Below are 13,679 nucleotides of genomic sequence, written 5' to 3'. Positions count from 1 at the left end.
AGTCGATGAGCGACGCCACCGTAGCCTCGGTTCCAAATGAATTCCTGGATTACCAGTACGAAGTACTGGGTGTCCGGGACTTCATGGCGTCGCCCGACGTTACCGAAATCTGCATCAACAAGCCGGGCGAGCTGTACCTGGAAAGTCAGGGTAGCTGGCGCCGCGTGGAAGTGCCTTCGCTGACCTTCGAACGTGCGCGCCAGTTCTGCACGGCCGTGGTCAACGAGAGCAACACCGGCCAGCGCATCACGGATATGGATCCGGTGGTGTCGCTGACCTTCCCCACCGGCCAGCGCGCGCAGTTCGTGGTACCGCCGGCCTGCGAGGCGGGTCATGTCTCGATCACCATCCGCCTGCCATCGAAGCACACCAAAACCCTGGCCCAGTATCAGGACGACGGCTTTTTCGATCAGATTCTGGAGGACGTGAACGCCATCAGCGATCACGATCGCGAACTGCTCGAACTGCGCGCGGAACGACGTTACGCCGACTTTTTCCGCAAAGCCGTACTGAGCAAGAAAAACATCGTCGTCGCCGGTGCCACCGGCAGCGGCAAGACCACCTTCATGAAATCGCTGGTGCACCACATTCCCGACGAGGAACGGCTGGTCACCATCGAAGACGCACGCGAACTATTCATCGATCAACCGAACGTGGTCCACCTGCTCTATTCGAAAGGTGGCCAGAGCACCAGCAACGTCACCGCGAAGAGCTGTATGGAGGCATGCCTTCGCATGAAGCCCGACCGGATCATCCTGGCCGAGCTGCGCGGCGACGAATCGTTCTACTTCATCCGTAACTGCGCGTCGGGTCATCCCGGTTCGATCACCAGCTGCCACGCAGGCAGCACCGAACAGACCTGGGACCAGCTCGCGCTGATGGTAAAGGCTTCCACGGAAGGCTCCGGGCTGGAGTTTTCCACGATCAAACGATTGCTGATGATGACCATCGACATCGTCGTGCACATCAAGGCGCATGCCGGGCGCCGCTACATCACCGGCATTGATTTCAACCCGAATCGAGCGTTTGCCGCGAGTGCAGGGTAACGATCGACTGAGTCGGTCAGGAAGCAGGAGTTGTAAAGGTGATACCAGGATTGGAAATGCTAGCGTGCCAGAACCTTGCCGTCCCGGCCGAGGTGATGCAGCACATCGTCGAAGTCGAGTCCGGCCGCAACCCGTTTGCGATCGGCGTCGTTGGCGCGCAGCTGGTACGCCAGCCGCAGAACCTCGGCGAGGCGATGGCGACGGTGCGCATGCTCGACGAGAAGGGCTACAACTATTCGCTGGGCATAGCGCAGGTCAACCGCGCCAACCTTGGCAAGTTCGGTCTCGACTCCTACGAGAAAGCTTTCCAGGTGTGTCCGAACCTCGTCGCGGGATCGCAGATCCTTGCCGCCTGCTATGCCAGTGCGGGTGGCGACTGGGGCAAGTCGTTCAGCTGCTACTACTCGGGCAACTTCACGACCGGTTTCCAGGACGGCTATGTCCAGAAGGTTTACGCCTCGATCGGACAACAGGCCCCGGACTCCACGTCGGCCATTCCACTGCAGGTGGTCAATGCAACGGCCAACCCCGGCGGCCGCGTCAAGGGCGTCACCACGGTCACGACGGACGGTCCCGCGTATCGCGTCGCCATACGCAGCGTGCTCGACGCCGCCGCGTCGGCAGCGATCGCGCCAGCGCTGGCCACCGCCATCGGGTCGAACGTTCCGAACCAGATCAATCCCGCGACGGGCATGCCGATCGATGGCATGCACGGTGCACAAAGCCTGATACCCACGCAACAAACCGGTATTCCCGTGGCGCAACAACCCGTGGTCCCGATGAATGCCGCAGCGGTCACCGCGGTAGCGGGACAGGCCGTGACGCAGATCGCCCAGGCTATCGCTGCCGCGCCCAAACTCGCGGCCAACCAGCCCATCGTGGCTGGCGCGCCGGGCGCCGACATTTTCATACCCCAGGTCCGGGGGCCGGGCGAACCGGAATCGCCTCCCGCCGGAGCCGAAGCCACGACTCCCTCACCCACGGCACAGTCCGCAGCGATACCCGCACCGTCTTTGCCGATGGGCGATCAGGCCGACCTTCGTATGGGAGTGCGCGATGACGCTTTCGTTTTCTGATCTTTCTTGCGGTGTACCTGCATGGCGGCCGGACGAAGTCCGGTTGCCGCGCTTATCCCGCATCCCCCTCTTCGGCAGCGCGCTCCGACGCCTGTCGAAATGGCCCTCGGGCCGCAACACCGTCCCGGCCTGTACCGGGACGTGCCGTAGTGAACCTGGCTGCGTTTCGCGCAGCCATTCTCCGCGCGGACGTCAGCCGACAGCCGCACAACGTTTGAACCGTATATAAGGAAAGCTAGAGATGGCCCTGCCCTCCTACACGAACACAATCGCTCAGCCCAAGACTCCGCTACTCAACAAGATTGCTTTCTTTGCGCTGGTCGCGGCGGTACTCATGCCGAGTATCGTGTTTGGCCAGGACGTCGCCGAGACGTCGAAGAAGGTCTGCGGCTTTTTCCAGAACATCAACTCCTTGCTGAATGCGGCATCGATCGTCGTTGTGACCATCGCAGTCATCTTTTCCGGCTACCAGATCGCCTTCGCGCACAAGCGCATCGCCGATGTCGCACCCGCCCTCGTCGGTGGCGTGCTGATCGGTGCCGCGGCCCAGGTCGCCAAGATGGTGGTCGGCGGCAATGGCGGAGCCTCCGAGTGCACCTCCAGCAGCGGCGCCACCGCCATGCTGATGGATTCCATGCACACCGCGTTGCAGGTATTGCAGCACTATGCATAAGAACACGCTATTTCGCGGCTGCACCCGTCCACCCATGTTCATGGGGGTGCCTTACGTACCCTTCTTCATGGGTGCCGGCGGCGGCTTGCTGATGGCGATGTACTTCAACATGTGGTTTCTGTTGCTGATCCCGACGGTGATCTTCGTGATGCGCCAGATGGCGCGTCGCGACGAGATGATTTTTCGCTTGTTGGGCCTTCGCCTGCAGTTCCGCACACGTGTGCGGAACATGCAGGAGCACGACGGCATGTGGGTGTTCACGCCCAACAGTTACCGCGATCCGCAGAAGAAGAAACAGTAAATTCGCTAGATGCCCTGGCAGTACCTGCCAGGGCCTTTCTTGAGCTCCATACGGTATCGAGAATCATGTTCACACCAGACGCGTCCATCGCCGAGTTCATCACACTATCCACCCACGTCTCGCCGACCGTCATCAAGACGACCGGCGGCGATTTCCTGCTGGTGTGGCGACTGGCCGGGTTGCCCTTTGTGGGCCGTGAAGAATGGGATATCGAACACCGGCACAATACATTCAACCGTATGCTGCAAACCCTGCGCGCGCCAGACTTCGTCAACGTCGCGTTCTGGGTTCATGACGTGCGTCGCAGGCGCCGCGTCAAGAACAACAGTCGTTTCAAGCAGGCATTCAATCAGACCATGTCCGACGCGTATTACGAGGCGCTGTCGACCCAGAAGCTGATGCAGAACGAACTCTACCTGACGATGATCTATCGCCCGGTCGTCAGCGGTAAGCGTTTCGCCGAAAAATCGGCCGACGTCAGCCAGCTGGAAGCGGAGCAGACCCAGGCGATCGCCACGATTCTCGAACTGGCCGGCAACGTCGAAGCCGTGCTCAAGGACTACGCACCGTACCGGCTCGGCATGTACGAAGCGTCCAATGGCGTCGTCTTCTCCGAAGCCCTGGAGTTCTTCGGCTACCTGCTCAATCGCATCGATGAGCCAGTCCCGGTGCTACAGGCGCCGGTACACGCCTATCTGCCGGTCAGCCGCCAGCGTTTCTCCGCCAAAACCGGCGATTTCGTGTTAACGACGCCTACCGGCGTGAATCATTTCGGCGCCATTCTGAATATCAAGGAATACACGGAAGGTACCTACCCGGGCATCCTCAACGGATTGAAGTACCTCGACTTCGAATACGTCATTACCCATTCTTTCAGCCCCATGGGACGCCAGGATGCCCTGCGGGTACTGGAACGTACCAAGGGCATGATGATTTCGTCCGGCGACAAGGCGGTAAGCCAGATCATCGAGATGGACCTGGCGATGGACCAGCTGGCCTCAGGCAACTTCGTGCTCGGCGAATACCACTTCTGCATAGCGATTTACTCGTCCAGTCAGGAGCTTCTTTCCCAGCACATCGCCGCGACGCGCGCGGAACTGTCCAACGCCGGCTTCATCTCGGTCAAGGAAGATCTGGCGGTGACCTCCGCGTTCTATTCGCAGTTTCCGGCGAACTGGAAGTATCGTACCCGCACGGCGAACGTCAGTTCGCTCAACTTCCTTGGCCTGTCGCCGCTGCACAACTTCGCTACCGGCAAGAAAGAAAACAACCCCTGGGGCGACTGCGTTACCACGTTGCAGACGACCAACGGCCAGCCGTACTACTTCAACTTCCACGCCACCCACCCCGCCGAAAATTCGCTGGGCGAAAAGGCCATCGCCAACACCATGGTGATCGGCAAGTCCGGTACGGGTAAGACCGCGCTGATCAATTTCCTGCTCAGCCAGGTACAGAAGCTGACCCCGTCGCCGACGATTTTCTTCTTCGACAAAGATCGCGGCGCCGAGATCTTCGTGCGTGCCTGTGGTGGCAATTACCTCGCGCTGGAGAACGGCCAGCCGACCGGCTTCAATCCATTCCAGTGCGAGCGTAGCGAAACCAACGTTCAGTTCCTGGCCGACCTGATCAAGGTCCTGGTGGGCAAGACAGTGTACAGCTCGCGCGAAGAAGAGGACATCTTCCGCGCCGTGGAGAATATTCTCGATACGCCGATACACCTGCGCAACATGACCAACTTCCAGAAGAGCTTGCCTAACGTCGGCGACGACGGTCTCTTCATCCGCATGCGCAAATGGACGGCCGGCAATTCGCTGGGCTGGGTCTTCGACAATCCCAAGGACACCGTCGACCTGACCCGCGCCAACATCATCGGTTTCGACTATACCGACATCATCGATAACGCCGAAGTGCGCGCGCCGGTCATCAACTACCTGCTGCACCGCCTTGAAGCCCTGATCGATGGCCGTCCGCTGATCTATGTGATGGACGAGTTCTGGAAGATTCTAGACGGCAAGGGTGGGCTCAAGGAGTTTGCCAAAAACAAGCAGAAGACCATCCGTAAACAGAACGGCATGGGCATCTTCGCCACGCAGAGTCCCGAGGACGCGCTGGCCAGCGATATTTCGGCCGCACTGATCGAACAGACCGCGACCATGATCCTGCTGCCCAATCCGAATGCTAGCCGCGAGGACTATATCGACGGTCTGAAGCTGACAGACGCGGAATACCAGGTCGTTGTCAGTCTGGACGAGCGCTCGCGCTGCTTCCTCGTCAAGCAAGGCCATGCCTCGTCGGTCTGCCAGTTGAATCTGCGCGGGATGGACGATGCGCTGGCGGTCATTTCCGCCTCGACGGACAACATCGAAATCATGCACGACATACTGCGCGAACGCGCCGCAGCCGAAGGCGTTTCCGCCGACGACCTGCGCCCGGATCAGTGGTTGAACACGTTCTACGAAAACCGGAAGGGCAGTGGCAAGACTAAACCCACCAAACCGACCCACTCCACGCTGCCAAACCGCTCGGCAGCGGTCTGACCCATCAGCCCTGAAGGATGGAGAATTCCATGAAAATACTATCGAATACCCGTATCGCCGCACGCGCATCCGCGCGTCGTCTGCTCGGCGCCGTCGCTACTCTATTACTGCTTTGCACCGTCACACCGGCTGCACATGCGCAATGGGAGGTAACGGACCAAACGACCCACGACACGCTTGGAGAGATCAAGAGCGATACGTCGCACATCAGCACCCGAACCGACGATCTGAACAATGTCCTCGGTACGACGGCGAACGGCGGCAACCAGACGATGAACGCCAACCTCGACAGCATCAACAGAAAGCTGATCATCGGCGATAACTACAGTGTGGATCAGCCGGGCGTACGAATGGGCGATCCCAGCCAGGCTCTCCCGGCGCCGGCTGACACCGCAAAACTCGATGACGGCGTGCATTGCCAGAGCGTCGCCAAGCCTCAACAAGCAACTTGCCAGAAAATCGTCGACATCGAAAATGCCCAATACCAGTACATGCTGACCGTGTACGCCACCAGCAAGACCCGCGACGACATGCTGCGTGCGTTGCTGAAAGAGCGCGAGCAGATCAACAGCGGCGATCCCAACCAGTACGGCAAGCTGGAGAACAACACCAACAAGCTCACCGCCCTCTACAACCTCATCGCCCTCGACCAGCAGCAGATGCAGGCGGTGAACTATGCGTACGAGGCCAATCTGCGCTATCTGCGAGCCACCCAGACCCTCGCCGCCAACGCCGCCGCGACGGGCAAGACCACCAGTTCCCTGGGCAGCATCAATATCCCGGGCATCGGAGGCGTGGACATCGGCTCGGCGATCAGCGGACTGACCACCGGCGCCGCACTGGCAACCGCACTTAGCGGTGTTCAGAGCTCAACGCCGGAAGGCATGAAGACGCTTGGCATCGGAAAATCCAATGGCTGGTGACATCGCAATCGTAAACGTGGAAACACCAGCGATATCCCTATCGCTTATCACGCAGGGGAATAGCGCGTCGCTTCATTCGATAAGGAAAACAGCGTCATGGTCGACCTGATGGGAAGTCTCTTGGGCAAGTCGGTACTGGGGATGGCCAGCGGTCCGCTCGACGGCGCGACCCAGTTCGTCTTCTTCCAGACGATCAACAACTTCCTGCGCAACGAGATCGACATCCTTCAGTGGAAGCTGCTCTCGGGGTCGGCGACGATCATCGGTATCGTTGCCGTGGTGGTGCTTACCGTCTGGATCATGTTCCAGGGTTTTCGTATCGTCACCGGGCAATCTCGCCAGCCCATGATGGTGCTGGTAGGCGATTCGCTGCGAGCCACGCTGATTGTCTTCGTCGCGACCACAGCCGCCTATTCGTCGTCGTCGGTCTACTGGACATTGAGCGACGGGATGTCGAGTGCCATCGCCAGCTACGTCACCGGCGGGGATGCCAGCCCCTTTCAATCCATCGACACCAACCTGGCCGGCATGGAAGCGGCCATGGCCACTATCGACTCCATCGACGTCGGTGGCAACTCGGTGGCCCAGGATGCCAAGGATCGCGACCGCTGGTTCACCGGGATCGGCATCGCGGGCCCCAGCGTCATCGCCGGCTCGATGCTTCTGCTCAACAAAATCGCGCTGGCCCTGTTTGTCGGCTTCGGCCCGATCTTCATCATGTGCCTGCTGTTCGACCAGACCAAACAACTATTCAGCAAATGGCTTTACTACGGTATAGGCACAGTGTTCTCGCTGGCCGTACTGAGCGTGATGGTAAGCATCGCCATGAAGATGATGGCTGCCGTAACCGCGGCATTCGCCGTGAAGTACCTTCTTACGTTGCCAAACATCGGGATCGGATCGACCGACGGCATCAACAGCATGGCATTGCAGCAAGGCGGCCTCGGCCTGCTGCTGTCGACCCTGATCGTCATGGCGCCGCCAATGGCCGCCGCGTTCTTCCAGGGTACGTTGGGTCAGTTCGCTTCGTACTCGTCGTTCGGTAGCATCGGGTCACGTGGTGCTGGTGCACGCGATCAGCAGGCGTTGGCGCAAGGTAGGGTACCGCAGGGCGAAGCGCCGCCCGTCAGCTCTTCAAGTGCTCACGCGAACACAGGAGCCACCCGAACGCCGATGGTTGGTTCGCTTGGCATGGGCGGTAACACAACCGTCGCTTCTGACACTATGAGATCGAAAGAATACGGCAGGCCCGACGAAGGATAACAATGAAAATCATCTACTCGATTGTCGTCATCGGCCTTCTCTATGCTCCTATCGCATGGTCGCAATGCGCACCTGGTATTCCGTCGGCAGGCAATCCCGGATGCATCCCACCCGATCAGCCTAACTCTCCGTATAACAATGGAAACTCTACGCAACAACAAGCCCCACAACCCCGAGCTGTGTGGGCGGATCGTTGGGGTGCCATTGCATTGGATGCAAACTCGGGACGAGCCGGCACAATCACTGGCCGAACGAGCAAATCAGAGGCCAACCAGGTTGCACTGGATCTATGTGAAAGAGACGGCGGTCAAGACTGCAAAGTATTGCTTGCTTTCCACAACCAATGTGCAGCCGCGACGCAAAATCTAGGGGGAGGTACGATCTTTGCTGCTAGCGCTGCGGGCAAGGATGAGGCTGAACGAAGCGCCCTTGATGATTGCGGCGGACTCAAGGAATGCAAGGTTGTATATAGCCAATGCAGTTACCCAGAACGAGTCCAATAGCTCAAGCCACGGAATAAGGCACAAATTGATGAAATTCATAGCAACACTAGGACTTTGTCTCTGCGTAACTACGACCTGGGCGCAGTGCGCTCCAGGTGTGCCATCGGCAGGTAATCCTGGATGTATTCCACCCGATCAACAAAATTCGCTGTACTACCAAGGAAGCCAAGCACCACAGCAACCTCAACTGCGCGCTGTATGGGCAGATCGCTGGGGAGCCGTTGCGCTGGACCTTGCCATGGCACGATCGGGCGCGATCACAGGACAGGCAAGCAAATCTGAAGCAAACCGAGTCGCCCGGGATATTTGTTCGACAAACGGCGGAATGAACTGCGAAATCTTAGCTTCGTTCTACAACCAATGTGCAGCGGTTGCCCAAAAGACAAATGGTGGCGCAGTAGGTTACGCAGCTGCATCTCCTCAAAAGACGCGGAACAACAAGCACTACAGAAATGTGGAGATAACAACGCTTGTCATATCGTCTTCAGTCAATGCAGTTTTTCGGAACAAATTCAGTAACTCCCGAACTAAAACGAATGGATCGAAAGTAGGTAATGATGAATATGCAACGGATCGCAACCTTCTCTCTGTGCGCCCTGTCCTTGGCGCTCTTCGCTTTGGCTCCAGTCCATGCGCAAGAAGCGACGACAGCGCATGGAGATGAGTCTCATGCTTCGAAGTCGACTGTGCCGCAGGACGTACCTACCGAAGTGCGGGAACTCGTCCCTGCCGATAGCAAGCTGATCTTTTACAAAGCGACTGGTAGTACCGATGGCTCGGATGCCGTGGCAGTTATGGAGCGGCAAAAGAAGAATGCATCCGACCCGGATATCACCTCCGGGCAGCGTCCCTTGCTGGTGCTGCGTAAAGTCGACGGTGTCTTCAAGGAGGTTGCACGCAATGATCGCATCATTGCGTGTTCGGTATGCGGCCAGTTTTCGGACGATCCGTTCTACGACCATCTGATCAAGCTGACGCCAAGACATATCCATATCGAGCAGATTCACGGAGGTCACTACCCATCCTCCGCCGACTACAATTTTTCATTTGACGCATCGACAAAACAATGGCGTGTTACCGATGCGGTGAAAACCGAAGTCGACGATATGGGAGAGGGTAAGGCGCACGTAAACAAGGTACCGCTTCCGGCGTCCGGTCTTGTTGCGGACTTCAATCCACAGTGGAGAGCGCCGCAGAACTGGAATGCCCTCCTCGTGAACGATCAGGCGCAGACGTTCTCGATGATTCTTGGCAAACCCGACGAAGCCAGCCTGGAGAAGTCCATACAGGATAGTTGCAAGACCGCCGGAAATTGCCACGTGCTTCTGAAACAGACAAATGGATGTCTTGCACTGGCGAAAGACGGTACGGGGACGTTTTACTCAGCCTCGTTGCAAAAAAAGAAAGCCCTGAAGGAAGTCGCTGAGGAAGCGCTTCGTCGATGCAACGAAGGCGGAAAAGGGTCCTGCAAAGTGATCAGGCACGATTGCAGCTGAGATTGTGGATACACAGATCGTAGACATGGACAAGGAGGACAAAGATGGATGATGTTCTATCCGACAAGAAGGTCTCTCGGTTGGTCAAAGCCGAAGGGACGACGCGCATTTACGAAATGGCCGACGGCTCTCATTTGCAGGCGTCCGGTGGCACGGTAGCGTGGCGCAACAACAATCCCGGAAACCTCAAATTCGTGTATGCGGACAGTGCAGACAGAACGGTTCATTCCAAACGCACAAAAGAACAAGCACTTGAATCGGCGCAGAGAAAATACGACGGTATCGTGGCACTCGATCAATGGGGTAATGCCGTATTCGAGAGCCACGAGGCCGGACGCACTGCCCAACTGAAACTATTGGTCGAAGGCATGGGAGCCAAGACAGTGGCCGAAATGGTCAAGTCGTACTCGACGGCTGACTACAGCGGAAGCACCCATCATGACGCCCAGCTAAGAACCATTTACGCCGAGGGTGACCGCCAGGGCGTAGATCTTCGTGACCACATAATCGGGAACATGTCCGATGACGAGAAGTTGGCCCTCACAGACGGTGTCAGCCGGGCCGAAGGCTGGGCGAAAGGAAATGTTGCTCCTGTCTCTCCCCAAGTCGTCGAACCGCAAGTTGCTCGCAATGCGACGCACCAGCAAACCGATCAGCAGTCAGCCCATATCGCAATGGCCGACAACGTGCTCAAGCAAGGCGCCCACGGCCCCGCTGTCCACGAATTGCAGAACCAACTGAGCGAACTGGGCCATAGGGATGCCAATGGCGATCCCTTGCGCGCCGATGCACACTTCGGAGCCAACACCCGGGCAGCCGTAGAAGACTTCCAGCGCGCCCATAACCTGACGGCCGATGGCATCGCCGGCCCGAAGACACTGAATGCGCTTAACGAGATGCGGCAGCAGCGTGACGTTACAGCCGCCACGCCGCGTCTCGACCATCCGACGCACCCCGACTATCCCTTATTCCAGCAAGCGCGAGACGGCGTGCATCGGCTGGATGCGGAACATTGCCGCGCCCCGAATCAACACAGCGATAATCTGGCTGGCGCGCTGACGGTAGCCGCGCGGGGCGCCGGCATGCATCGCGTCGACCATGTCCTGTTGAGCGACGATGCCAGCAAGACATTTGCCGTGCAGGGCGACATGCAGTCCCCATTCAAGCAGTACGCCGATGTGGGGACCGTCCGGGGCATGAATACGTCTCTTGTGCAGAGCAGCGCGATCTGGAACCAACAGACGCAGGCTCCGACACAGACGCAACAACAACATCAGTTCCATGCGCAATCGCCAGGTCTCACGCCAGAGCAGCAAGCGCCCGGAATGCAGAGGTGATGTGCGACCACGCCGTTGTCCCCGAAGTCACTGGCACGAACAAGCTGCTCATAAGGAAATAGTCTTCCCATGAAGTACTCCCCATACATCATTGCGTTGTCCCTTTGCGGCATGGCATCCATCGTGCCTGCATTCGCGGGAACGACACCCGCCCAAGCGCCGCATCTGCGCGACTCGTATCTCCAGTGCACCGCCGCGGCACATAGTTCCGCCGATACGCAGGCCTGTGCGAGTACCGAATTCACCTATCAGGACGGCCGCCTGAATGCCGCCTACCGCAAGCTGCAGTCGCAGCTTGCGCCGGCGAAGAAAACGGCCCTGCGCGACGAGGAAAGAGCCTGGGTGGTAGCCAAGGAAAAAGCCTGTGGCGGTCAGGCCGCGGTGGGAAGTACGCCGCAGAACGCCAACACGAATGTATGTACGTTAACGAAGACTGCGGCCAGGGCCGATGAACTTGAAGCGATGCTGCCGGGCTCGGCTTCCGCATCGACCAATCCATACGCCCGTCAGCCGGTGACCGCGGGAGCGACTGGCGCCGCCACGTCACCCGGCGCCGCACAGGAAAAAGGAAGCAAGATGGATGACCTGAAAGCGTTCGCGACAGGCGGTGCAAAGATTCTCGATTCCCAGACCGGCGACCTCAATGGCGACGGACGAGCCGATGCTGTGCTGGTGTTGGACCCGCCGAACAACGGCAACGAAAAGCTGGGCGAAGGTCCCGCGCGCGATGTGGTCCTGCTCGTACGCGACGCAGCTGGCCAGTTGCAGAAGTTCGCCCACAACGACCGCATCGTTCCCTGCGCCAGCTGCGGCGGCGTCGCGGGCGATCCATTCGGCTATACGCGACTGGAACCGGGCCAGTTCACCGTCGTCAATGGCGGTGGCGGTCGCGAGCACTGGGCTGACGAATACACCTTCAGGTATTCCGCCGAGAAGAACGATTGGCTCGTCGCGAAAGTCGTGCGTCGGGTGGAAGACCGCGAGACAGGCAAGAAGAAGCAGCTGGAGCTGACGGCAAAGGAGCTGGGTACGGTGACCTTTAAGGACTTCGACCCCTCTCACCTACCCGAAGTCGAACTCCCCTGATATCCGATTTCCGCCCGGACTGGCGGGGCAACATGGCGAGCACGGAGCGACGCCGACACGTAGTGGAAAGTCAAACAGGAGTTACACATGGCGATTGATCGTGAAGCGCAAGTATTGTCGGAGGCTGCGGCAGCCGGCATCAAGTCACCCAGGGAACTGGCCAATTTCATGGCCCAGGTCACCCACGAATCGAATGGACTGAACCGTCTCGAAGAGGGTTTCCGTTATACCAAGGGGATATCGCAGATCCCGGTCGAATCCGCATGGCGCCAGGGTCCGGAAAAACTGGAAGCCGCGCGCAAGGAAGCCTTGCAGGGTAAGCCCGAGCATTTGGCCGAACTGATGTACGGCGGCCGCAACGGAAACGATCAGCCCGGCGACGGTTACAAGTATCACGGCCGCGGCTATATCCAGCTGACGGGAAAAGACAATTACCGCGCCGCGGGCGAAACGCTCGGTGTCGATCTGGTCAAACACCCGGAACTCGCCGCCGAGCCAAAAACCGCGTCGAAAATCGCCGTGTGGTACTGGGAGAACCGCGTCCCGGAAGCCGCACGCGAAGATGTGAAGGCCGCGACCAAGGCTGTCAACGGCAAGTACAACGGTCTGGAAGATCGTCGCGAGCGCTTCGCCGACTGGGAGAAGAAGCTCACGCCGGAAGTGATGGAGCGCCTGTCCAAGGGCGTCGCCGAACTTCCCGCGCAGACGCATCCGCAGCGCTCCCACGACACCCCCCAGCATGCGGCGCCGGGCACGCCGCTCAAGCAAGGCGCGGATGGCGAAGCCGTGCGCAAGCTGCAGTCGGATCTCGGTCAGCTCGGCTATACCGACGCCCACAAGAAAACCCTGCACGCCGATGGCGATTTCGGTCCCGCGACCCAATCCACCCTGGAGGCGTTCCAGCGCGACCACCACCTGAAGGTCGATGGCGTGGCCGGGCCGAAAACACTGGAAGCCGTCGCGCACCAGCAGCAACTCGCCGCTGCCAACCGCGAGCACACCCCTGCCCCGCAGGCTCACGCCCCCTTACGCCTGGACAACGTCGCCCACCCGGATCACGCGCTTTACGAGCAGGCCCGCCATGCCGTGCATCGTCTCGACGCCCAGCACCATCGCGCACCCGATCAGCAAAGCGACAACCTGGCCGCGGCACTTACCGTGGCGGCGCGGCGCGAAGGGATGAGCAAGATCGACCATGTATCGCTCAGCGACGACGCGAGTCGCGCCTATGCGGTGCAGGGAGACCTGAACTCGCCGTTGAAGCGCGTAGCGGATGTGCAGACCCAGCAGGCGATCACCACGTCGGTCGAGAAGAGCAGCGCCGCGTTGGCCCAGAAGGAGCCCTCTGCGCAGCCCTCTCAAGACCGGGAGCAGCAGCGACAGGTGCAGCAGCCGACAAACCCCGCGCACAGTATGTAGTTCGGACGACGACCGGCGG

The 13,679-nt window shown here is 59.3% G+C and carries 13 protein-coding genes; all 13 read left to right on the top strand.

Annotated elements, in window-relative coordinates:
- The first annotated feature begins 5 nt into the window (after positions 1-5).
- The 13 genes from virB11 to AC3IR3_RS07155 all read left to right on the top strand — a co-directional run bounded on the left by virB11 (position 6) and on the right by AC3IR3_RS07155 (position 13,660).
- On the top strand, positions 6-1,046 hold the full coding sequence (gene virB11 / locus AC3IR3_RS07215) for a P-type DNA transfer ATPase VirB11 (protein ID WP_489196257.1): 1,041 nt from the start codon (positions 6-8) through the stop codon (positions 1,044-1,046).
- Between the two features lie 38 nt (positions 1,047-1,084).
- Positions 1,085-2,122, top strand: a complete 1,038-nt coding sequence (locus AC3IR3_RS07210; RefSeq protein ID WP_489196256.1) for a lytic transglycosylase domain-containing protein — start codon at positions 1,085-1,087, stop codon at positions 2,120-2,122.
- 241 nt (positions 2,123-2,363) lie between these two features.
- Entirely contained in the window at positions 2,364-2,795 is a 432-nt protein-coding gene (locus tag AC3IR3_RS07205; RefSeq protein ID WP_489196255.1) for a TrbC/VirB2 family protein, read from the top strand.
- Positions 2,788-3,096 carry a VirB3 family type IV secretion system protein gene (locus tag AC3IR3_RS07200; RefSeq protein ID WP_489196254.1) on the top strand — a complete coding sequence of 103 codons (309 nt, stop codon included), beginning with the start codon at positions 2,788-2,790 and terminating at the stop codon, positions 3,094-3,096. The genes AC3IR3_RS07205 and AC3IR3_RS07200 overlap by 8 nt, the downstream gene beginning before the upstream one ends.
- 65 nt (positions 3,097-3,161) lie before the next feature.
- The gene (locus tag AC3IR3_RS07195) at positions 3,162-5,633 is read left to right on the top strand and encodes a VirB4 family type IV secretion/conjugal transfer ATPase (RefSeq protein ID WP_489196253.1); all 2,472 of its coding nucleotides are present in this window, start codon (positions 3,162-3,164) and stop codon (positions 5,631-5,633) included.
- Between the two features lie 29 nt (positions 5,634-5,662).
- Entirely contained in the window at positions 5,663-6,556 is an 894-nt protein-coding gene (locus tag AC3IR3_RS07190; protein ID WP_489196252.1) for a hypothetical protein, read from the top strand.
- Positions 6,557-6,652: 96 nt separating this feature from the next.
- Complete coding sequence (locus tag AC3IR3_RS07185) at positions 6,653-7,819, top strand: TrbL/VirB6 family protein (protein ID WP_489196251.1); 1,167 nt, start codon at positions 6,653-6,655, stop codon at positions 7,817-7,819.
- 2 nt (positions 7,820-7,821) lie between these two features.
- Positions 7,822-8,322, top strand: a complete 501-nt coding sequence (locus tag AC3IR3_RS07180) for a DUF4189 domain-containing protein (protein WP_489196250.1) — start codon at positions 7,822-7,824, stop codon at positions 8,320-8,322.
- A complete protein-coding gene (locus AC3IR3_RS07175) occupies positions 8,228-8,986 on the top strand; it encodes a DUF4189 domain-containing protein (protein ID WP_489196249.1) in 759 nt (252 codons plus the stop codon). Before AC3IR3_RS07180 ends, AC3IR3_RS07175 begins: the two co-directional genes overlap by 95 nt.
- The gene (locus tag AC3IR3_RS07170; protein ID WP_489196248.1) at positions 8,877-9,818 is read left to right on the top strand and encodes a DUF4189 domain-containing protein; all 942 of its coding nucleotides are present in this window, start codon (positions 8,877-8,879) and stop codon (positions 9,816-9,818) included. Before AC3IR3_RS07175 ends, AC3IR3_RS07170 begins: the two co-directional genes overlap by 110 nt.
- Before the next feature lie 44 nt (positions 9,819-9,862).
- Positions 9,863-11,155 (top strand): XVIPCD domain-containing protein, encoded by a 1,293-nt coding sequence (locus AC3IR3_RS07165; RefSeq protein ID WP_489196247.1) that lies wholly within the window; start codon positions 9,863-9,865, stop codon positions 11,153-11,155.
- A gap of 69 nt (positions 11,156-11,224) precedes the next feature.
- Positions 11,225-12,241 (top strand): lysozyme inhibitor LprI family protein, encoded by a 1,017-nt coding sequence (locus AC3IR3_RS07160; protein WP_489196246.1) that lies wholly within the window; start codon positions 11,225-11,227, stop codon positions 12,239-12,241.
- Positions 12,242-12,328: 87 nt separating this feature from the next.
- Positions 12,329-13,660, top strand: a complete 1,332-nt coding sequence (locus AC3IR3_RS07155) for an XVIPCD domain-containing protein (protein ID WP_489196245.1) — start codon at positions 12,329-12,331, stop codon at positions 13,658-13,660.
- Positions 13,661-13,679: the final 19 nt, after the last annotated feature.

The sequence above is a fragment of the Luteibacter sp. GL_149 genome (assembly GCF_057834065.1).
This window is presented reverse-complemented; position numbering and strand designations above follow the sequence as displayed.